This is a genomic window from Salinispora pacifica DSM 45544 (assembly GCF_000378845.1).
GTDB classification, from domain to species: Bacteria; Actinomycetota; Actinomycetes; order Mycobacteriales; family Micromonosporaceae; genus Micromonospora; species Micromonospora pacifica.
Window position 1 is genome coordinate 1,420,207 of sequence record NZ_KB905359.1, and the last position, 20,598, is coordinate 1,440,804.

18 protein-coding genes are annotated in these 20,598 nt (G+C 69.8%); 6 read left to right on the forward strand and 12 right to left on the reverse strand.

The window, feature by feature from the left end:
- Positions 1–58 precede the first annotated feature (58 nt).
- Positions 59–1,807 (forward strand): hypothetical protein, encoded by a 1,749-nt coding sequence (locus SALPAC3_RS0106400; protein ID WP_033774822.1) that lies wholly within the window; start codon positions 59–61, stop codon positions 1,805–1,807.
- Between the two features lie 11 nt (positions 1,808–1,818).
- Here SALPAC3_RS0106400 and SALPAC3_RS0106405 read toward each other — a convergent pair whose 3' ends face one another.
- From SALPAC3_RS0106405 to SALPAC3_RS0106430, 6 genes are all read right to left on the reverse strand, one after another.
- A complete protein-coding gene (locus SALPAC3_RS0106405; RefSeq protein WP_018220435.1) occupies positions 1,819–3,147 on the reverse strand; it encodes a sensor histidine kinase in 1,329 nt (442 codons plus the stop codon).
- 131 nt (positions 3,148–3,278) lie between these two features.
- Positions 3,279–3,938 (reverse strand): response regulator transcription factor, encoded by a 660-nt coding sequence (locus SALPAC3_RS0106410; protein ID WP_018220436.1) that lies wholly within the window; start codon positions 3,936–3,938, stop codon positions 3,279–3,281.
- Positions 3,939–4,044: 106 nt separating this feature from the next.
- Positions 4,045–4,803, reverse strand: coding sequence for an iron ABC transporter ATP-binding protein (locus SALPAC3_RS0106415; protein WP_018220437.1), 759 nt, complete (start codon positions 4,801–4,803; stop codon positions 4,045–4,047).
- Positions 4,800–5,801: an iron chelate uptake ABC transporter family permease subunit gene (locus SALPAC3_RS0106420; protein WP_018220438.1), complete on the reverse strand. Its 1,002-nt coding sequence runs from the start codon at positions 5,799–5,801 to the stop codon at positions 4,800–4,802. Before SALPAC3_RS0106420 ends, SALPAC3_RS0106415 begins: the two co-directional genes overlap by 4 nt.
- Positions 5,791–6,777 (reverse strand): ABC transporter permease, encoded by a 987-nt coding sequence (locus SALPAC3_RS0106425; RefSeq protein WP_018220439.1) that lies wholly within the window; start codon positions 6,775–6,777, stop codon positions 5,791–5,793. The genes SALPAC3_RS0106420 and SALPAC3_RS0106425 overlap by 11 nt, the downstream gene beginning before the upstream one ends.
- Entirely contained in the window at positions 6,774–7,721 is a 948-nt protein-coding gene (locus SALPAC3_RS0106430) for a siderophore ABC transporter substrate-binding protein (RefSeq protein ID WP_026185293.1), read from the reverse strand. Before SALPAC3_RS0106430 ends, SALPAC3_RS0106425 begins: the two co-directional genes overlap by 4 nt.
- A gap of 333 nt (positions 7,722–8,054) precedes the next feature.
- Here SALPAC3_RS0106430 and SALPAC3_RS0106435 point away from each other — a divergent pair, with 333 nt between their 5' ends.
- Together SALPAC3_RS0106435 and SALPAC3_RS0106440 are read left to right on the forward strand one after the other, a co-directional pair.
- Positions 8,055–9,167: a LolA family protein gene (locus SALPAC3_RS0106435; RefSeq protein ID WP_018220441.1), complete on the forward strand. Its 1,113-nt coding sequence runs from the start codon at positions 8,055–8,057 to the stop codon at positions 9,165–9,167.
- 293 nt (positions 9,168–9,460) lie between these two features.
- A complete protein-coding gene (locus SALPAC3_RS0106440) occupies positions 9,461–11,725 on the forward strand; it encodes a HelD family protein (RefSeq protein WP_018220442.1) in 2,265 nt (754 codons plus the stop codon).
- Between the two features lie 78 nt (positions 11,726–11,803).
- Here SALPAC3_RS0106440 and SALPAC3_RS0106445 read toward each other — a convergent pair whose 3' ends face one another.
- Positions 11,804–12,211, reverse strand: coding sequence for a hypothetical protein (locus tag SALPAC3_RS0106445; protein WP_018220443.1), 408 nt, complete (start codon positions 12,209–12,211; stop codon positions 11,804–11,806).
- A 273-nt stretch (positions 12,212–12,484) separates the two neighbouring features.
- On the opposite strand from SALPAC3_RS0106445, the gene SALPAC3_RS0106450 reads away from it, so the two are divergent.
- Entirely contained in the window at positions 12,485–12,823 is a 339-nt protein-coding gene (locus SALPAC3_RS0106450) for a hypothetical protein (protein WP_018812514.1), read from the forward strand.
- A gap of 80 nt (positions 12,824–12,903) precedes the next feature.
- Here the strand turns inward: SALPAC3_RS0106450 and SALPAC3_RS0106455 are convergent, their stop codons facing one another.
- The 3 genes from SALPAC3_RS0106455 to SALPAC3_RS0106465 form a co-directional block, all read right to left on the reverse strand.
- Positions 12,904–13,854: a sporulation protein gene (locus SALPAC3_RS0106455; RefSeq protein WP_050563681.1), complete on the reverse strand. Its 951-nt coding sequence runs from the start codon at positions 13,852–13,854 to the stop codon at positions 12,904–12,906.
- A 196-nt stretch (positions 13,855–14,050) separates the two neighbouring features.
- A complete protein-coding gene (locus SALPAC3_RS0106460; protein ID WP_018220446.1) occupies positions 14,051–14,266 on the reverse strand; it encodes a DUF397 domain-containing protein in 216 nt (71 codons plus the stop codon).
- Entirely contained in the window at positions 14,266–15,126 is an 861-nt protein-coding gene (locus SALPAC3_RS0106465; RefSeq protein WP_018220447.1) for a helix-turn-helix domain-containing protein, read from the reverse strand. Before SALPAC3_RS0106465 ends, SALPAC3_RS0106460 begins: the two co-directional genes overlap by 1 nt.
- Before the next feature lie 440 nt (positions 15,127–15,566).
- Here SALPAC3_RS0106465 and SALPAC3_RS0106470 point away from each other — a divergent pair, with 440 nt between their 5' ends.
- Entirely contained in the window at positions 15,567–15,818 is a 252-nt protein-coding gene (locus SALPAC3_RS0106470; protein WP_018220448.1) for a DivIVA domain-containing protein, read from the forward strand.
- A 793-nt stretch (positions 15,819–16,611) separates the two neighbouring features.
- Complete coding sequence (locus SALPAC3_RS26750; protein WP_029122396.1) at positions 16,612–16,866, forward strand: hypothetical protein; 255 nt, start codon at positions 16,612–16,614, stop codon at positions 16,864–16,866.
- Between the two features lie 276 nt (positions 16,867–17,142).
- Here the strand turns inward: SALPAC3_RS26750 and SALPAC3_RS0106480 are convergent, their stop codons facing one another.
- Complete coding sequence (locus SALPAC3_RS0106480) at positions 17,143–18,876, reverse strand: RCC1 domain-containing protein (protein ID WP_018220450.1); 1,734 nt, start codon at positions 18,874–18,876, stop codon at positions 17,143–17,145.
- Positions 18,877–18,914: 38 nt separating this feature from the next.
- Positions 18,915–20,582, reverse strand: a complete 1,668-nt coding sequence (locus SALPAC3_RS0106485) for an RCC1 domain-containing protein (RefSeq protein WP_026185295.1) — start codon at positions 20,580–20,582, stop codon at positions 18,915–18,917.
- Between the last annotated feature and the right edge of the window lie 16 nt (positions 20,583–20,598).

Genomic DNA, 20,598 nt, shown 5'->3' on the forward strand with positions numbered 1-20,598 from the left:
AGCACGATGGGGCGTGCCTTCTGGCTTCGGTGATCTGACTGACCACGCGCTTCATCTGGTGGCTACCGGCGATCTCGCCGGCGCCCGGCGGCTCCTCTCCGACGCGTTGGCCGACGCCGACCCACGGCCAGCCAACGCCAACGCCGAGTTGGCCGAGTTGGCGAGCCTGCAGGCGCGGGTGCTGGTGGGGCTCGGCGAACCGCGGGCCGCGCGGGGTTGGGCCGCCTACGCGTACGCGGCCAGCAACCGCCTGCACGGTCGTTCGGACGAACGGACTGTCGCGGCTGCCGCCACCCTGGCCGCGGTGCTACATCGGGTCGGTAGTTGGTCCCGCGCGGCCCGGACCTACCAAGAGGTGATCATCGAGCTGACGGCCCTGGATGGACCGGAGTCGCTTCGCGTTCTCGCCGCGCACGCCGATCTGGCCACGCTGGAGTACGCTCGCGGCCAGTGCCAGGTGGCTCGCGACCGGCTCGCGGACGCGTGGGAGCTGCACCGCGAGGTGTACGGCGATGGGCATCCCAGCGGCATCAAAATGCTCGCCCGGCTCGGTGCCATGCAGCGCGACTGCGGGTTGGCCGGTTTGGCACAGGAGAGCCTGGTGCTGGCCGAGGAGCTATGCCGCCAGCATCTGGCCGTCGCGGACCCGCTGGCGGTGCAGGTGGCCGCGCTGGGCCGGGCGGACGCCGATCCGGAGCACCGCTGCCCATCCCACGGGCGGGGGGCCCCGATCGTGCCGGCCGCTCGGATGCCCCCGCCGGGAGACGGGCCGCTCGGGCCGCTGCCCGAGGAGCGGCCACTCCCTGGAGACTCTCCGCTACCCGACGACAGAGCGCTACCCGAGGACCGGTCCTTCCCCGACGACGGGTCGCTCGCCGAGGACGGGCTGTTCCCCGACTACGGGCTGCTACCCGACGGGCGACCGGATGCGGACCGGCCACAGCATCCAGCGCAGCCCGGATATCGCCCGACCGACCTGTATTTTCCGCCGGAGCCGGAGCCGGAGCCGGAGCCGGAGCCGGAGCCGGAGCCGGAGCCGGAGCCGGAGCCGGAGCCGGAGCCGGACCGGTCAGTGGCCGAGAAGCATCCGGCAGCTGGGTATTCGCCGCCACCCGCGGTCCCGACGCCCCGGCTGCCGCCGGAGGGTGCCGCGTTCCCCGAGCGACCCGAGCTCTTCCCACCGGATCTACCGGCGGACGAGCACGAACCGTGGTGGCGCGAGTCGTCAACCGCACAGTGGGGTGGCGCCGTACCCCCCGCGGTGTTGCCCCTTACCCACCTGGAGGAGGCCGACGGGGTCCGCCGAGTCGAGCCCCACGGGGTGTCCGATGGGCCGACAGACCAGCCGTCGCGGCTGTTGCCGGTGCCGGTGCCACGCGCCACACCGCCGCCCCGGCACCGGCTGCCGCTCGTGGTGGGTGCGGTGGTGGTGCTGCTGGGGACGGCCGCGGTGATCGCCGGGGTGTCCCGATTCGACGGATCGGCGCCGCCGCCGCCGACGACGGACCCGGCAACCGAGGCTCCGGCGGCCTCGCCCAGCACTCCGCCCGGTGCGGTGACCCTGACCGACAACCAGGACAACGTCGCCCTGCGCTGGACGTACCCGGAGGGCGGAGCGGGCCCGGTGGTGGTCTCGGGGGGCCAGCCCGGTGCGTCGCAGACCATTTTCGCCAACCTGCCCGCCGGCAGCACCGAATACGTCGTGTACGGGCTCAATGGTGGCGTTGACTACTGCTTCGCGGTGGCGGTGGTGTGGTCAACGGAGACGATCGCCCGGTCCGAGGAGGTCTGCACCAATCGCGGTTGACGCCGCGTCCGCTAGTCGGGGGGCAGCGCGGGCAGCGTCACCCGGACGCGCAGGCCCGGCGGCGGGTCGGCGTCGGTGAGCTCGACCCGACCGCCGGCCCGCCGCACCAGTTCGCGCACGATGGCGAGCCCCAGGCCAGCGCCGCCGGCGTCCCGGTCGCGGGCGGCGTCCAGCCGGGTGAACCGGCCGAAGACCCGTTCCCGGTCCGCCACCGGGATGCCGGGCCCGTCGTCGGTCACCGTCACCCGGTGGTACGCGGGCCCGTCCGGCTCGCCGCCGAGCAGCACCCGGGAGCGGGCGTGCCGTACCGCGTTGTCGACCAGGTTGACCAGCACCCGGCGCAGTTCCTCCGGGTCCCCGACTACCCAGAGCGGCGATGCCGCCGGTGCCCGGTGGACACTCTGGGCCGGGTAGCGAGCGGCCACCTCGGCCAGCAGGGCACCCAGGTCGACCGGCCCGGTGCCACGGGCGGGCGGGGCCTCGTCGAGACGGGCGAGAAGCAACAGGTCATCGACGAGCCGGCCGAGCCGTTCGGTGTCGGCCAGCAGGTCCACCGAAACCGCGGGCCAGTCGGTCCGCTCCCCCAGCCGCTGCGCGACCTCGAGTTCGGTCCGCAGGTTGGTCAGCGGGCTGCGCAGTTCGTGCGCGGCGTCGGCGACGAACGCCCGCTCCCGGTCCCGGCTGGCGCGCAGCCGATCCAGCATGTCGTTGAGGGTCACCGCGAGCCGGTGGATCTCGTCCTGCGACGCCGGTACGGGTAGCCGGCCGCGCCCGTCCCGACCGGTGATCTCCTCGGCGCCCCGACGCAGCGCCTCCACCGGGCGCAGTGTCGCGCCGACGGCCCGCCAGGCCACGAGGGCGAGCAGGCCCACCAGCGGCGGGAAGCTGACCAGCAGGATGGTCTGGACGACGTGGATACTCTGCCGTACGTCCACCAGCGAGCGGGCGACCAGCACGGTGAGCGGGTCGCCGTCGGTGCCGGCCGGGACGGCCACCACCCGCATCGGCCCGGTCAGCCCCATGCGTTGCCCCGGCACGGTGACGCCGGCTCGGGCGGTGCGGTCGACCTGCTCCGGCCGGACCATCGGCACCAGCCGGTCGGCGTCGATGGAGGCGGCGCGGACCCGTCTCTGCGCGTCGACCACCTGTACCCGTACCTGACTGCCGGCGACGGGCAGGGGGTCGGGCAGGGCGTCTTCGGCGGCCAGCAGGGCGATGGCGTCGGCGGTGCGCAGCGCCTCCGTGTCGACGTTGCGGTGCAAAGTCCAGTTGAGCACGGCCAGGAGCACCAGGCCGCCGACGGCGAGCCCCGCCGACACGCCGAGTAGGCCGATCGCCATCAGCCGTCCGCGGAGGCCAAGGGGGGCCCTGGGCCGCCCGCGCGCCCGGCGCCCGGTGGCGGGCGGGGGGTCGCCGGCTGGCGAGGGGTTGGTGCCGGGGCGGGGACGATCGGCGGGGGCGGCGGGTTCGGTCATGCCGTGACGAGGCGGTAGCCGGCCCCGCGGACGGTCTCCAGGCGGTCTCGGCCGAGCTTGCGGCGCAGGTAGCCCACGTACACCTCCACCGCGTTCGGGGCGGTTTCGACGCTGGCGTCCCAGACGTGGTCCAGGAGTTCGACTTTGGAGACCACCGTGCCGGGACGGCGCATCAGGTAGTCGAGCAGGGCGTACTCCCGGCCGGTCAGGGCCACCTCGACGCCGTCACGGGTCACCCGCCGCCGGGCCGGGTCCAGCCGGAGATCCCCCACGGCCAGCACCGCCGGCCGCTCCGGTGCGCCGCGGCGCAGCAGGGCGCGCAGCCGGGCCAGCAGCACCACGTACGAGAAGGGCTTGGTGAGGTAGTCGTCGGCCCCGCAGTCCAGCCCGTCGGCCTGGTCGTACTCGCCGTCCTTGGCGGAGAGCATGAGCACCGGCAGCCAGCGCCGCTCGGCACGCAGCCGGCGGACCACCTCGTAGCCGGAGAGGCCGGGCAGCATCACGTCGAGGACCATCGCGTCGTACTCGCCGTGCCGGGCCGCCTCCAGTCCGGCCGGCCCGGTCGAGGCCACATCCACCGCGAACCCTTCTGCCTGCAGCCCCCGGTGCAGCGCGGCCGCCAGCCGCGCCTCGTCCTCCACCACCAACAGTCGCACGGGTCAAGGGTGCCACCGGGCCACGCACGTCGGAAGCGCCGTTTTGGGAGGACGGCATCGGACGGTGGGGCCGGCAGCTCCGGAGGTGGACGTGTGTGCAGGTACGTCACAGGTGGTAGATCGCCATGGGGTGTCCTCCGAACTCGGCAACGGCGATGTCGAGTCCGTACACCTGCCGTAGCACTCCCGTCGTGATGACCTCGGTCGGCTTCCCGGCAACGTGGATGCGCCCGGCACGCATCGCGACGATCCGGTCGGAGTACGCGGCGGCGAAGTTGATGTCGTGCAGGACCAGCACGATGCGTTTGCCGAGATCGTCGGCGGCCCGTCGGAGCAGTCGCATGGTCTGCACGCAGTGCCGGAGGTCGAGGCTGTTGAGTGGCTCGTCGAGCAGGAGGTATTCGGTGTCCTGCGCCAGCGTCATCGCCAGGAAGGCTCGCTGCCGTTGCCCGCCGGAGAGTTCGTCGAGGAACCGGCCACCCACGGGATCAAGATCGAGATAGTCGATGGCACGGTCGATGGCTTCCTGATCGCTCGGGCGGAGCCGGCCCCGACCGTGCGGGAAGCGGCCGAAGGCGACCAGATCCCGTACGGTGAGTCGGGCGGTGAGGTGGTTGTCCTGCCGCAACACCGCCAGCCGGCGGGCCAGCAGCGCGCCTCGGGTGGTGGTCACGTCCAGGCCGTCGACGGTGATCGTGCCGCTGTCGACCTGCAGTAGCCGTCCGATCATCGACAGCAGGGTGGATTTACCCGCACCGTTGGCACCGATCACGGACGTGATCCCCGGATGCCCGAGCTCGATGCTCACGTCGTCGACGACGGCGGTGTCCGCGTACCGCTTGGTGACCGACTGGAGGACTATCACCGCGTGCCCTTCCTGGTGACAAGGATGAGGAAGAAGATTCCGCCGACGAACTCGATCACTACCGCGAGCACGGTGCCGAGGTCGAAGACCCGTTCGAGTAGCAAATGGCCGCCGACCAGGAAGATGACCGCGAGCAGGATGGCTGCGGGGATCGTGTGCCAGTGCCGGTGACTGCCGATGAGGTGATAGGCGAGGTTGGCGACGATGAGCCCGAGGAAGGTGATCGGCCCGACGAACGCGGTGGAGACCGCCACCAGGACCGACACCAGGGCAAACACGATCGCGACGAGTTGCCGATGGTGCACGCCGAGCCCGATCGCGTGGGCTCGGCCGAGGACGAGGACGTCAAGCTGCCGGCCGACCAGCACGAGGCCGGCAGCGGCGAGCGTGATCGTCACAGCGGAGAGACCGAGGAGACGTTCTGACACGCTGAAGCTCGCGAAGAAGGCGTCCTGCAACACGGCGAACTCCGCCGGGTCGATCATCCGTTGCAGCAGCTGGGTCACGCTGCGAAAGAGCACGCCGAAGAGGACACCGACCAGAACCAGCAGGTGGATGCTGCGTCCCGCCCCAGTGAAGATCCATTGAAACAGTGCGGTGGCGAACAGGACCAGCACGACGAGCTCGACCGTCCATCGCAGCACCGGATCGGTGCCGGCCAGCGCGCTCGCCCCGAAGAGGTAGACCAGCACCGTCTGAAGCAGCACGTAGAGTGCGTCCAACCCCATGATCGCCGGGGTGAGGATGCGGTTCTCCGTAACGGTCTGGAACAGGACCGTCGCCGTGGCCACGGCCACCGCCACGAGCAGCATCGCCGCGAGTTTTCGGGTACGGAGCTGCACGACGTAGTCCCAGGAACCGGTCACGTCGGTGAACAGGTACACGGTCACGAGGAGAACCGTCACGCCCGTCAGGGCGAGGATCCAGAGGCGGACCCGGTGTCGCCGGACGAAGGGAGCTACCCCGGTGACGGCCTGGCTCAGCGTGTCAGTGGGCACGTTCAGAGCTCCTGAGCAGCAGGTACAGGAACACCGCCGCGCCGACGACGCCGACCACCACACCGAGCGGGATCTCGTAGGGATACCGCAACACCCGGCCGATCAGGTCGCACACCAGCACGAAGGCCGCCCCGACGACGGCCACCCAGGGAATCGTCCGGCGCGCGTTGTCCCCCAGTAGCAGGCTGACGATGTTGGGCACGATGAGCCCGAGGAACGGGATGGCACCGACGGTCACCACGACGACCGATGCCACGGTGGCCACGACCGTGACGCCCAGGGCGAGCAGCCGCCCGTAGCGCATGCCGAGGTTCGTGGTGAATTCGCGGCCCAGGCCGGCGACGGTCAGCCGGTCGGCCGCGACCCAGGCGGCGGCCGTCGCGGCGAACGCCACCCACAGCAACTCGTATCGGCCACGCAGGACGCCGGAGAAGTCTCCGGTCAGCCAGGTGTCCAGGGTCTGGAGCAGATCCAACCGGTAGGCGAAGAACGTTGTCACCGCTCCGATGACCGAACCGAGCATGATGCCGACCAGCGGCACCAGAACGACCGTGCGCACCGGAAGCCGGCGAAGTAGCAGGAGAAACAGGGCGGTGCCGACCAGGGCGAACCCGATGGCCACGGCCATCTTGCCGGTCAACGGCAGCCCGGGTGCGGTCACCGTGACCACCAGCAGGCCGAGGGCGGCGGCTTCGGTGGTTCCCGTGGTGGACGGCTCGACGAACCGATTGCGGACCAGCATCTGCATGATCAACCCAGCGATGGCACTGGCTGCTCCGGCGAGCACCAGCGCGATGGTGCGTGGCAGCCGGCTGGCGGCCAGCAGCAGCGCCGCTTCGCCGTCCGACCCGCCGCGCAGCAGGCTTCCCGGTGTCACGTCGGCGACGCCGACGAAGACGCTGACCAGCGCGAGCGCCGCCGTCAGGGCGACGCCCGCGACCACGGCCGCCGGCGTCGCCCCGATACGTCGAATCACTTGGCGAGGCCGGTGGTGACCTCGTCGATCATCTGGTTCACGGCGTTCAGTCCACTCATCACGACGTACCACGGCACCGGGTCGAGGTAGACGACCTGCTGCGTGGACCAGGCGGTGGTCCTGGCGACGATCTCGTTGTCGAGAACCTCCTGTGCGGTCTTCGTACCCTCACCGGTGGCGGCGTCCCGATCGACGACGAAGAGCCAGTCGGGGTTGGTCTCCAGGATGAACTCGAACGATATGGGGTCACCGTGGGTGGCGGCCTCGACGTCGGCGATGGCGGGCGTCACGCCGAATTCGTCGTGCAGCCAGCCGAAGCGGGAACCTGGTCCGAATGCGGTGACCTCGCCGGCGCTGGTGAGCACGATCAGGCCACTACCCGCGTCGGCGGCGTTCTCCCTGGCCTTGCTGATCTTCGTGCTGATGTCGGTGAGCGCTGCTGTGACCTCATCCTGCTTGTCGAAGATCGTTCCCAGCTTCTCGGTGTTCGTCACGAAGCTCGACTTGAAGCTCGTCCAGTCGAGGGTCAGGTCGACGGTGGGAGCGATCTTGCTCAGCTCGTCGTAGGCCTTCGCCGAACGGTTCGCCACGAGGATCAGATCCGGCTCGGCGGCGTTGACGGCTTCGAAGTCGGGCTCGAACAGGGTGCCCGCGTTGACATACTCGTCGCCGTTGTACTTGTCGAGATAGGACGGCAGATGGCCCTTGGCCACCCCCGTCACCGGGACGCCGAGCACGTCGAGGGTGTCCAGGCTCGCCAGGTCGAATGTGATGACCTTCTCGGGGTTGACCGGCACCGTGGTCGAACCCTGTGCGTGTTCGACGGCCACGGTGCGCCCGTCCGCTGCGGTCGGGTCGGCGGGTTCTCCCGCTTCGCCGCCGCAGGCGGTCACTGTCAGAGCGAGAGTGGCGGCGAGACCGAATCTGGAAAGGGGGAATCTCATGTGCGTGCTCCGAGGGGTGATCCGTGACTGACGCCCGCCAGTCGAGTTAGGTGAGGCTAACCTAATCACGATCAACTGCTGACGCAATCACCTGCTGTCTTGCTCACACCGCATCGATCCGCCCCTACCGATGCCTGATCACGCTGGTGGGAGTCAACGGATCAGCAGGCCCGGCCTCCGGCGATCCGGGGCACGCCACACTGGTAGGCACCTCGCCAGGTAGGTGTTGATTCGCCCGTTACGTTGTGACTGACATTCTCGATCGCTTCGTCGATCACCTACTCAGCGTCCGCACAGGTTGTGTCCGGCAGGATGGTCGGCAGGAGGTGCCCGATGTCCGTTCTGAGAAGCCGTCCCGCCCTACGGTGGCTGGTCCCGGTGGCCGCCGTCGTGACCGTCATCGGCGGCGGCGCCGCGCTGGGCCGGTTCGCCGCCGAAGCCGAGCCGAGCCTGCCGCCCCGATCCGCCGCCCAGCTTCTGGTCGATCTCCAGACCGCCCGCTTCGAGGGTCTGTCCGGCACCGTCGTGCAGCGGGCCGACCTCGGTCTACCCCCGATCGCCGGGTTGCTCGCCGAGGACGGTCCGGCCAGCCTGCTGACCGGCTCCCACACGTTGCGGGTCTGGCACTCCGGGCCGGACCAGCAGCGGATCGCCTTCGTGGACACGCTCGGGCAGCGAGACCTCATCCGCAACGGACGGGACGTGTGGCTGTGGAACAGCCGCACGAACACGGCTACCCACCGGGTGCTACCCGAGGGCGAGGAGGTGGCGAACCTACCGGAGGTGCCGACGACGCCGCAGGAGGCCGCCGCGCAGGCTCTCGCCGCGGTTGATCCGACGACCGAGGTGAGCGTCGGGCGGTCGGCGACGGTCGCCGGGCGGGACGCCTACGAGCTGGTGCTCGAACCCCGGGACGCCGCCTCCCTGGTGCACCAGGTCCGGATCGCCATCGACGCGACCGAACACCTGCCGCTGCGGTTCGAGGTCTTCGCCGAGGGTGGGGACCCTCCGGCGTTCGAGCTGGCGTTCACCCAGATCGACTACGCCCGGCCGGATGCCGACCAGTTCACCTTCAACCCGCCGCCGGGTGTTCAAATCACCGAGCAGGAGGACGGCTGGGAGCACCCCGAGGCGGCGAAACACCCCGAACAGCCGACGCAGCCGGGACCAACCGACGGCGGCGGGCAGCCCGGCCTGCGTACCGTCGGCACGGGCTGGGCCACGGTTGTCGTCGCGAAGGTCGACGAGGCGGAGCGGCCCACCGCTGCCGCCGAGGAGGCACCCGACCTGGACCTGCTCGCCGGTCAGTTGCCGGCGGTCCAGGGTGACTGGGGCAGCGGTCGACTGTTCCGCAGCGAGCTGGTGACGGCGCTGCTCACCGACGACGGCCGGCTGATCGTGGGGGCGGTCACTCCGGAGCGACTGTACGAGGTGGCGCGGGGCTGACGTTTCATCGCCGACAACCCGGGGCCCCGCACGGCGCGGGCTCCGGGTTGTCGTCGCCCACGCCCTGGGAGTTGTCGTTGCCCACGCCCGGGGGGTTGTTGGTCACGCCCGGTCCTGCCGCCGACTCACCATGGGCACCCCGGCGGTCGCGCCACCCGGTATCCTGACCAGTTCAGAGAACAAAAAAGAACGGCACGGTAGCCGTTCCTACGGGCAAGGGTAGCGAATTGCGAGATGGCTTGTCAAGCAACTCCGGCGTTTCACAGCACTCCGGCGGTCCCGCCGATTCGCCGATGAACGACGACGAGCTCGGTCAGGAGCAGGAGTACGTCTCGATGCTCTACGGCCGGCTGGACGCGCTGCGGGAACAGGCCACCCACCGGCTGGCCGAACAGCTCCGGGCAACCGGTGGCACCCTCCAGGCCCGCTCCCAGCGCGACAGCGCGGTACAGATGTACGGCGAACAGGTGGAGCAGTACTCGGCGGTCGAACAGGGCCTGTGCTTCGGCCGACTGGACACCGACGACGGCGGCCGGCACTACATCGGCCGGATCGGCATCTTCGACACCGACGGCGACTACGACCCGCTGCTGATCGACTGGCGCGCCCCGGCGGCGCGCGCCTTCTACCTCGCCACCGCCGCCAACCCGCAGGGCGTCCACCGACGACGACACCTGCGGACCCGGCAACGCAAGGTGACCGGCATCAACGACGAGGTGCTCGACCTCGCCGCCGCCTCCCCCACCGCCCACGAGGAGCTGACCGGCGAGGCGGCGCTGCTCGCGGCCCTCACCGCCGGCCGTACCGGCCGGATGCGGGACATCGTCGAGACCATCCAGGCCGAGCAGGACACGGTCATCCGGGCCGAGCTGCCCGGCACGCTGGTGGTGCAGGGCGGACCGGGCACCGGCAAGACCGCGGTGGCGCTGCACCGGGCGGCCTACCTGCTCTACACGCACCGGCGGGAACTCGCCACCCGGGGCGTGCTGCTGGTCGGGCCGAACGCGACCTTCCTGCGCTACATCTCCCAGGTGCTGCCCGCCCTCGCCGAGACCGGGGTGTTGCTGCGTACCCAGGCTGACCTCTTCCCCGGGGTCACCGCACGCCGCACCGAGGCGGCTGAGACCGCCGCGCTGAAGGGCCGCGCGGTGCTGGTGGATGTCCTCGCCGCCGCGGTCCGGGACCGGCAGTGGGTGCCGGACGAACCGCTGGAGGTCGAGCAGCCGCAGCGGGAGATCCTGCTGCTGCACCCGGAGACCGTCCGGGCCGCCCGGGACCGGGCCCGCCGGTCCGGCCGGCCACACAACCTCGCCCGGGCCGTCTTCGAGGTCGAGATCGTGCACGCGCTCGCCGCGCAGGTGGCCGAGCGCATCGGCGCCGACCCGCTGGGTGGGGAGAACCTGCTCGAGGAGGCCGACCGCGCCGAGATCCGTCGGGAGCTGCGGGACGACCCGGAGGTACGGGCGGCGCTGGACCAGCTGTGGCCGCTGCTCACCCCGCAGCAGTTGCTCGCCGACCTGTACGCCGACCCGGTGCGGATAGCTACCGCCGCGCCCATGCTGACGGAGGCCGAGCGGGCCCTGCTGCACCGCCAGCCGGGTGGTTGGACGCCGGCCGACGTGCCGCTGTTGGACGAGGCGGCCGAGCTGCTCGGCGAGGACGACCGCGCCGCCGCGGCCCGCCGGGAGCGACTGCGGACCCTACAGCGGGAGTACGCCGAGGGCGTGTTGGAGATCGCCCGGGGGTCCCGGTCGATCGACGTGGAGGACGAGGCGGACGGGGGCGAGATCCTCGGCGTCACCGACCTGCTCGACGCCGACCGGCTGGTGGAGCGGCAGGAGGAGGCGGACCGGCTGACCACCGCGCAGCGGGCCGCCGCCGACCGGAGCTGGGCGTTCGGCCACATCATCGTGGATGAGGCGCAGGAGCTGTCACCGATGGCGTGGCGGCTGCTGATGCGCCGCTGCCCCAGCCGGTCGATGACCATCGTCGGTGATGTGGCGCAGACCGGCGCGTTGGCTGGCACCGCGTCCTGGGCTGACGCCCTTGAGCCGTACGTGGCGCGGCGGTGGCGGCTGGCGGAGCTGGCGGTCAGCTACCGCACCCCCGCCGAGATCATGGCGGTCGCGGCGGAGGTGCTCGCCCAGATCGACCCGACGCTGCGCCCACCCCGGTCGGTACGGTCCACCGGTGTGCCGCCGACCGAGCGGGCGGTGGCGCCGCAGCGGCTGGCGGCGGAGCTGGTGGACGCGGCGACCGCGATGGCAGCGGCCCGCACCGACGGCCGGCTTGGGGTGATCGTGCCGGGTGCCCGCGTCGCCGACCTGGGTACCGCCCTGGCGGACGCGATCCCGGAGGCCACCATCGGTGAACAGCCCGACCTGTTGGGCCGTACCGTCCTGCTCACCGTCGCCCAGGCCAAGGGGTTGGAGTTCGACGCGGTCCTGGTGGTCGACCCCGACGGGATAGTCGCGGAGTCCCCTCGCGGTCGTAACGACCTGTATGTGGCGCTGACCCGCGCCACCCAACGGCTGACGATTCTGCGCCCCACCTCCTGACCGCCCCGCGCCCGGCCTTGACCGGGTACGCCGATCGACGGCCTGGCCCGAACCGGGCCAGGCCGTCGGGGCGGGCCGTCAGTCGTCGGTGAGGTTCGCGACGTGCACGCCGGGACCGGCCGCGTCGCTCGTGGAGCCGGCGGTCGGGGTGCTCAGGCCGCCGGTGGTGGCGTCCCCCGTCGTGGTCGGGGCGACCCGGCCCCGGTGCCGTTCCGGTTGCCGGGCCACCCGGCGAGCACTGGCCGGGCCGGCGGTCCCGCCGGTCGTCGTGATCGCGCCCTGGCCCCGGGTCGGGCCACCGTCGCGCAGCACCTGCGGGTCGATCCGGCTGTGCGCCGGGTCGCCCGGGTCCTCGTCCTGGATCACCCGCTGTACGTCGGTCTGCGGCACGGTCACCTCGTCCAGGACGCCCTCGCCGTACCGGTCGCCGGCGATCCGCTCCTCGGCCCGCCGGGCGGCCTCGTTCCGTGTGTCGTCGGTGCGCATGTCGCATCACCTCGCAGACTCGTCGGAAGTCTCCTTGGGTTCCCGCCCCCGGGCCGGCCAAACTCTTCGGCCGAGCCGAGGTGGGGTTACTGCCCCCGGCCGGTCGGGTAGACCCAGGGTGCCCCCGCCACGAACCGTGCCGTGGCCGAGACGCGGTAGCGGGGCGAGGGACGGCAGGTACTCATCAAATCCGAGGAGGACCAGATGAGCACGCAGGCTGCATCCACCAGGCCGCAGAACCGGCCCCAGGCGGAAGCCCAGGACCAGGAGCGCATGCGGGAGGTCCAGGACCGGAACCGCTTGCAGGACGCCCCGACCCGCCCGATCCGGGCGATGGACAACGGGCACCGGGATCAGATGTCCGCTCCGGACACGGAGACGAAGAACTCGTTCCTGACCACGGAGTTCTGGGTCTACGCCGGCGCGGTCGTCCTTGTGTTGATCTCCGCCTTCTGGCGTGGGTCGGGCACCAACGGGTTGAACATCAACGATCCAACGTTGGCGTGGTGGTTCCTCTCCGCCCTGACCGCCGCGTACCTGATCAGTCGGGGGTTGGCGAAGGCCGGCTCGAATCGCCGCCTCACCAATGAGCGGGGCATGGCCCGGCGGTAGCCGATAGCGACGAAAGGGTGCCCGCCGGGAGCTACGTCCCGGCGGGCACCCTGTGCCTGGATGACTGTTCGAAGTCTGGGCTACTCCTCGAAGCCGAAGTCCTCGGCGAAGTCCCCCTCGATCGCGTCCTCGATCATCTCACCGGCGATCATGCCGCCGGCCACCCCGAGCGCGGCACCGGCGATCATGCCGCCCATGCCCATCCCCCGCTGGCCGTGCTGGTGCGGAACGCCGAAGCCCTGCGCCCGCAGGCTGCCGTAGCGGGCGGTGGTCTCGCGCAGCCACCCGTCCACCACCTGCATCCAGTCCACCCGGTCGGCGTCCTGGTGGGCGACCTGGTAGCGACCGAAGACGTCCTGCCCGGAGGTGAAGAAGCCGCCGCGCTTGTCGCACTCCAGGATCACGTCGACACCGTGCGGGTTGGTGACGAACGTGAGCTCCACCTCGGTGATCGTCTGCGCGTACTGCGGCGCGGCAAAGAACTCAATCTCCTGGTAGAACGGCAGCGTCTGCTGCACCCCGTAGAGGGAACCGCGCTCCAGGTCGGCGTTCTTGAACCGGAAACCGAGCCGGGTGAACGCCTCCAGGATGCGCTCGTGCACCGGCAGCGGGTGCACGTTGACCTGGTCCAGGTCACTCTTGTCCACGGCCCGGGCGATCGCCAGCTCGGTCCGCAGCCCCATCGTCATGCCGTGCAGGCGCTGGCCGTACACGTCGGTGATCGGGGTCTCCCACGGCACCGGCAACTGGAACGGGATCGACAGCTGCTGCTTGGGAGCCAGTTGCAGCGGCCCGGAGACCGGCATCCGCTGGAACTCCATGAGCCCCGCGTACTCGGTGTCGTGGCCCTCGATCTCAACCCGGGTGACCAGGCCGACGACAATCTGCTCGATGGCCGCCGGCGAGTCCCCGCCGATCAGGTTGACCTGGCCGTCGAGGGCCAGGCCGGGCCGGGTGTTGGGGTTCGTGAGGACGGTGTCCACGCTGGGTCCGCCTACGCCTAACGCGCTCAACATTTTCTTGAAGACCATCGGAACTCCCGCTGGGTCTGGTGTCGCACTCTCCTGGAGCCGACGGTGACGGTGTGCACCGTACCGGATGCTGTCGAGAGGTCGTCGCAAGTCTCCCACCAGCGCTGTGTCGGCCGCCACCTCCGCCGGACACTCCCATTGCTGTGGACGCTACCCGGCGCCGGCCACCACACCACCGGTCCGGCTCGCCGACAAGCTAGGCGAAATCGAACTCACCGTCGCGCACGCCCCCGACGAACGCCGCCCACTCCTCAGCCGTATAGATAATGGTGGCCGCCTCGGGGGCCTTGCTGTGCCGCACCGCCACCCGCCCCGACCCGTCCAGCAACGGCCCCGCCTCGACGCAGCTCCCACCGTTGCTGTCACTCTTCGTGCTGATATGCCAAGCAATCTCTGGCAGACTCTCGCCCACTACAGCTCCTCTGCAATGCTCGCCATCAACTCGGTCGACTCACTCTTGCTGAGTGCAACCCTTGACAACTGATCGTACGCACGAACGAAGCGCTCGGCCTTCGGCGACTCCAGGTAGAGCCGGCCTCCCAGGGACTCCGTGTAGGCGACGGCGGGGTACGGATCAGGCAGGTGAAATATCCAGAACGTGCCGTCGAGTCCTTGGTGGAGTGCGGTCGAGGAGGGCATGACCTGGACTCCGATCTGCGGTAGCTGCTGAAGCTTCACAAGATGGTGAAGCTGCTGCCGCAACACCTCCACGCCACCCGCTCGCCGACGGAGAACCGACTCGTCTATCACCGTTGAGATCTTGATAGGCCGGGGCTTGGCGAGGACCTCCTGACGAGACATCCGCAGTTCGACCCAGCGCTGGATCGTCGCCTCTGGAGCCCCTGAATCTGCCGCGTTTCGGATAACTGCCTCCGCGTAGTCCCGGGTCTGAAGCAACCCCGGCACCAGCGTCATGTGAAAGCAACACAGACTCTCGGCGCGGCCCTCCAGCCACGGGTACTCGATGAATGACGAGTCGACGACATCGCCATAGTCCTCATCCCAGCGGTCGGTTCGCCAAACCTCCTCGGCCAGTGACAGCAGTCGGGCACGTTCGGCGGCATGGTGGAAGCCGTAAAGATCGAGTAGCGCGATGACATCGCCCTTTCGGATGGGCCAGTCCGCACGCTCATAGCGACCGAGCGCAGACATGTCCCGTTGCAGGTGCTCGGCGACGAGCTTCAACGTCATCCCCCGCTCCTCACGCAGGGCCCGCAACTGCTGGCCGAGCCACTGTGCGCGCAGAGTCCGGATGAAGGGCTTGTGCGGCATGATCTCACCTCTCGAAATTCGACAAAGCCCGCGAAGGAACCATTGCTCCAGTCCAAGCCGACTGGAAACGTGGCCTTCGGGTGAGGGTGATCACCGGCCCCCGGGGACTCCCGGTGCAAGCACGGCAACCGCGGCTGTGCCAACAGCCGAGAAGGTGACGAGAGACGGCCTGGCGTGTGGCAGACGCATACCGGCTCTCGTCGGGTCTCAACATGGAGCCGCGATTAGCGCGCAGTCCGGCTCCGACCGACTTGACGAATACCTATCACGGAAAGGCGGGTCTCCGCGACCCTGCCTCGCTACGAACTGACACCACCCACCGGCAGCCCGGTGGCCGTACCGCCAAGGAGGGCTGCGGCCGTCGGGCGGGGCGGCCCTGCGCCGGAAAGCCCCCTCCGTCCGGGGCCGCCCCTTCCAACACCAACGAAAGGAACCGATCGATGCGTCACGGCACCGTCTACGGCGGCACCGAGCAACTCCATCCCCGCCTCGTCCGCGAACGGACCTTCGCCGCGGTGGGCCTCGGCCGGCGCGGTCTGGACCCCCAGGAGGTACGACACTTCCTGCACCGGGTCGCGCACGAACTGGCCACGCTGCGACAGGAGGTTGCTCGGCTCCACGACGAGAACACCCGGATCAAACGGGCGCTACGCGACTGGCAGAGCGCCCAGGCCCGACGACGCACGCCCTGACCGGCCCGGTTGGCCCCCGCCGGCCGGGGCTACCGGGGATCCGCCCGGGCCTGCCGGGGAGACCACCGTCCGCATCGTCACCGCCGCCGCCAGCAACAAGCCGAACAACAGCACCACGAAACGAAGGCCCAGCTGCTGGGGCACTTTCCATGCACCTTCACAGGCCGCGCCGCACCAGATGGCTACGCTGACTGGCAACTACGACCGGAAGCACCTACCGCCGCTGACGTGAACCAACAACGTCACGCCACAACAATCGGCCAATCGTCGAAGCTCGCTGCGCACTATTAAAACCATACTTTGCAAGCACCTTACGCTGAAGCCTCATCATCGGCAGAACGGCACTCCAGACCAGGAGCACACCCACACCGACAGCAGTGCACGCGAAACCGACACCAATCATACTCACGTATGACGGAAGACTCAGAGCCAGCACTGCTACCGACAAGCCAATCGCAACGAACCCAACCAGCACGGCCCGATATCCCCATACAGCACGCCGGTAGGATCCCGCTGCCCGCAAATCTCGCTTGTCAGCCGACGAAATACTTGTCACCAACACCCAGCCCGTCTGCCGACCCCATCCAAACTGAATCTTCCTATCCCTCCCACCCACGAGGGCGACCGAACTCCACAGCGCCCAGGTTAGGCGAGGTGACCAAGCGGGGCGAAGTCCGGTCACCCACGCCGTTGACCCGCGAGGATGTCGTCCTACAAAATCGGGCTGCGAAGCCGAACGGGGGCACCCTCAGTTGGCGGCGTGGTTCGGCGGCGAGCCAGAGGGGACAACGGCATGGCATTCAAGCTGGCCCTGGGTCTAACGTTGATCATTTTCGGGTTGGTGCTCAGACTGTTCTTCCCGGACACCGAGTTGCTCTGGTTCCAGGGTGGACCGCTCGGCCTGGTGCTCATCCTGGTGGGTGTGATCGATCTGCTCCAAGCTCTCCGGCCTCGCCGGAGGTCGAAGCCCAAGGGGATTCTTGGTGAGCTCGCCGACGATCTGGGCATCAGCTCCCGGGATCGTCGGCGCGACGACCGACCGCACTGACGGGGCGCGGCAGACGTTGCCGTTCCACAGCACCTCAAGCCGCCATCTTCGGGCCACGGTACGGGCGGTCACCTGCCGCATCACCAGCTGTCGGGGATGGTCCAGCCACACCACCAGATCGGCTTTGCCGGCGAGAATGTCGCCGAGCTTGGCGGTGTACCGCCGCTCGGTCACCCAGCGCGGCCCAGCGGCAGCCTACGGGCCCGGCCAGGCCGCCCTCCGCCGTTTTGAGAGGGCCGGAGTTCCGCCCGGTCCCGGAGGGTCACGTCCGCCGGCTCATGGGCGCTGGTGGGGTGGCCGACGTCGGTGGGTGAGGTGGATGAGGGTGACTCCGGTGAGGATGAGCAGGACGGCGGTGCCGATGGCGGTAGACACGTTGGGGCCGGTGATGGGCAGGTCCGGGTCGGTGGGGGTGTCCGGGTCGGTGGGGGTGTCGGGGTCGGTGGGGGTGTCGACGGTGATGGTGGTGGCCTCGGACTGGCTGCTGGAGCAGGTGTTGGTGCTGGCGTAGTGGGCGGTGAGGGTGTGGGTGCCGGGCGGGAACCCGGTGGTGTGGGTGGCGGTGTTGGCGCTGCCCAGCGGCACGGTGGCGAGGTCGGTGGTGTTACTGCGGAAGGTGACGCTGCCGGTGGGGGTGTCGGTGGTGCAGGTGACGGTGGCGGTGAGGGTGACGTCCTGGTCGGCCGTCGGGTTCCGGGGCGAGACTCGCAGGGCTGTGGTGGACGCTGATCGCGCTTCGACCAGGGCCAGGCTGTGGCCGCTGCCGGCGGCGATGGCGGTGATCGTGGTTGCCGTGGGCAGGCTGGCCGCGACGGGCGTCCGGCGAACGGTGGTGGTTCCGTCCCCCAGCTGGCCGTCGATATTGCTGCCCCAGGCGAGGATGGTGCCGACAGAGGTGATCGCCAGGCCGAAGAGATCGCCGGCGGCAATCGCGGTGATCGTGACGCCTGCGGGCAGACTCACGGTGCCGGGCGTGTTCCTGTCTCTGGCGGTCCCATCACCCAACTGACCCCAGTTGTTGCTGCCCCAGGAGAGGACAGTGCCGACCGAGGTCAACGCCAGACTGTGGGTGAGGCCGCCGGCGACGGCGGTGACCGTGGTGCCCGGGGGCAGGCGGACGTGAACGGAAGCGTCGCGGTTGATGTTGCTTCCGTCGCCCAACTGGCCAACGAAGTTGTTGCCCCAGGCACGGGCGGCGCCAGCCGAGGTCACCACCAGGCTGTGCGAGCCACCGCCGGCGATGGCGGTGACCCTCGTGCCCACCGGCAACCCCACGACCACCGGCGTACTGCGGTTCGTCGTGCTCCCGTCACCCAACTGACCGGAAGAGTTGTCGCCCCAGGCGAGGACGGTGCCGGCCGAGGTCAACGCCAGACTGTGCATGCCACCGGCGGCGACCGCGGTGATCACCGTGCCGGGCGGGAAACTCACCGCCACCGGTGTACTGCGGTTCGTCCTGGTCCCGTCACCCAACTGACCGGTCGAATTGTCACCCCAAGCGAAGACGGTGCCGGCCGAGGTCAACGCCAGACTGTGGTTGAAGCCGGCGGCGACGGCGGTGACCGTGGTGCCCGGCGGCAGGGAAACGTCAACGGGAGTGCTGCGGTTGATGGTGCTCCCGTCCCCCAACTGACCAACACGGTTTCTGCCCCACGCGAGAACGGTGCCGGCCGACGTCACTGCCAGGCTGTGCGCATCACCGCCGGCGACAGCGGCCAGCTCAGCGCCGGTTGGCATGCCCACGGGGATGGGGGTGGTGCGGTAGTTGTTGGTGGTCCCGTCGCCCAACTGGCCGTAGTAGTTGTCGCCCCAGGCGAGGACGGCATCCGACGCGACAGTGGTCGGTGATGGCGTGTGCTGGGCTACCGAGGTGTGCTGCCCGGCGGCGGTTGACATGCTGACCGCCTGGACGGCCGTCACCGCCACCGTGAGGCAGAACCACCCGGCGATGACCCGCGCCGCCCGGCGCGCTCCGACACCACGGCCCGGCCGCTGACCGACTCCCCGCATCGTCAATACCCTCCTGCAGCGGCCACGGCACCGACTCGTCACCGCACATGACGCGAGGTCGGTTGACGTCGGCCGGTGAGGCGAATCAGGGCAGCACCGGCCAGGATGAACAGGGCGGCGGTGCCGACGGTGGTGGGTAGGTTCGGGCCGGTGATCGGCAGACCAGAATCGTCAGGTAAGGGGGCGACGGTGACGCTGACGGGCGCGGATCGGCTGTCCGGACAGGTGTTGGAGCTGACATATACGGCGGTGAGGCTGTGTGCGCCCGGCGCCAGCGTCGTGGTGTGGCTGGCGGTGGTCGCGGTCGTCAGGGACGTAGTGGCCAGCATGGTGGTGTTGTCGCGGAACGTGACCGTTCCGGTGGGCGTGTCGCCGGTGCAGGTGACCGTCGCGGTGAGCGTGACATCCTGACCCGCCTCCGGACTCGACGGCGTGACCCGCAACGTGACGCTGGACGTCGGCGGCGCGACCAAGGCAACGCTGTGAGCGGCGCCGGCGGCGACAGTGGTGACCGTGGCGCCTGCGGGCAGGCTGACGGGCACCGGTGTAGCGCGGTCGGTACTGGTCCCGTCGCCTAATTGACCAAAGGAATTGTCACCCCAGGCAGTTGCGGCGCCGCCGGAGGCAACCGCCAGACCGTGGGCGTCGCCTCCGGCGAGGGCGGTAACCGTGGTACCCCCAGGCAAACTGACAGCCACCGGCGTACTGCGATTGGTCGTCGTCCCATCACCCAATTGACCCGAAGAATTTCTACCCCAGGCAAGGACATCACCCGCGGACGTCAACGCCAGGCTGAAGGCGATACCAGCGGCGACCGCCGTAGCCGTGGTACCGACAGCCACCGGCGTACTGCGATTGGAGGTCGTCCCATCACCCAATTGACCCGACGAATTGCTACCCCAGGCAAGGACATCACCCGCGGACGTCAACGCCAGACTGTGGGCGTCGCCTCCGGCGACCGCGGTCACCGTGGCACCCGAAGGCAGGCTGACATTCACCGGCGTACGGCTGGGAGTGGTGGTCCCGTCGCCCAACTGACCGACGGCGTTGGCACCCCAGGCGAGGACGGTGCCCGCGGACGTAACCGCCAAGCTGTGGGTGGCCCCTCCGGCGACTGCGGTAGCCGTGACACCCGTCGGCAGACTGACGACCACCGGCGTAGGGCTGTCGATGGTGGTCCCATCACCCAACTGACCGATTGTATTGTCGCCCCAGGCGAGGATAGTGCCCGCGGACGTCAACGCCAGACTGAAGGCAGCACCAGCGGCGACCGCGGTCACCGTGACACCCGAAGGCAAACTGACAGCCACCGGCGTACTGCGATTGGTCGTCGTCCCATCACCCAACTGGCCCGACGAATTGCCGCCCCAGGCGAGGACAGTGCCAGCAGAGGTCACCGCCAGGTTGTGGGCGGCGCCAGCGGCGACCGCGGTCACCGTGACACCCGAAGGCAAACTGACCGCCACCGGCATGCTGCTGTCAGCAGTAGTCCCATCACCCAACTGACCGGAATCGTTGTCACCCCAGGAAAGGGCGGTGTCCGCCGCGACAGCCGACGGGGACGGCCTGCTCTGTGCGGCCGCGGGCGACACGCCAACCGCCTGGGTGACCGTCACGGCCACCGCGAGGGCGAGGCACCCCCCGGCGGCCATTCTTGCCCAGCCCGCCTGGGCAGCACGGCCTGCCCGCCGACGAAATCCTCGCACCGCTCAACACCTCCGA

Coding starts and splice junctions, on each gene's coding strand:
- SALPAC3_RS0106405 (WP_018220435.1), bottom strand. CDS start 3,147: ATGGCGATCGGCCTACTCGGCGTGTCGGCGGGGCTCGCCGTCGGCGGC.
- SALPAC3_RS0106430 (WP_026185293.1), bottom strand. CDS start 7,721: ATGAGATTCCCCCTTTCCAGATTCGGTCTCGCCGCCACTCTCGCTCTG.
- SALPAC3_RS0106435 (WP_018220441.1), top strand. CDS start 8,055: ATGTCCGTTCTGAGAAGCCGTCCCGCCCTACGGTGGCTGGTCCCGGTG.
- SALPAC3_RS0106440 (WP_018220442.1), top strand. CDS start 9,461: ATGAACGACGACGAGCTCGGTCAGGAGCAGGAGTACGTCTCGATGCTC.
- SALPAC3_RS0106445 (WP_018220443.1), bottom strand. CDS start 12,211: ATGCGCACCGACGACACACGGAACGAGGCCGCCCGGCGGGCCGAGGAG.
- SALPAC3_RS0106450 (WP_018812514.1), top strand. CDS start 12,485: ATGCGGGAGGTCCAGGACCGGAACCGCTTGCAGGACGCCCCGACCCGC.
- SALPAC3_RS0106455 (WP_050563681.1), bottom strand. CDS start 13,854: ATGGTCTTCAAGAAAATGTTGAGCGCGTTAGGCGTAGGCGGACCCAGC.
- SALPAC3_RS0106465 (WP_018220447.1), bottom strand. CDS start 15,126: ATGCCGCACAAGCCCTTCATCCGGACTCTGCGCGCACAGTGGCTCGGC.
- SALPAC3_RS0106470 (WP_018220448.1), top strand. CDS start 15,567: ATGCGTCACGGCACCGTCTACGGCGGCACCGAGCAACTCCATCCCCGC.
- SALPAC3_RS26750 (WP_029122396.1), top strand. CDS start 16,612: ATGGCATTCAAGCTGGCCCTGGGTCTAACGTTGATCATTTTCGGGTTG.
- SALPAC3_RS0106480 (WP_018220450.1), bottom strand. CDS start 18,876: ATGCGGGGAGTCGGTCAGCGGCCGGGCCGTGGTGTCGGAGCGCGCCGG.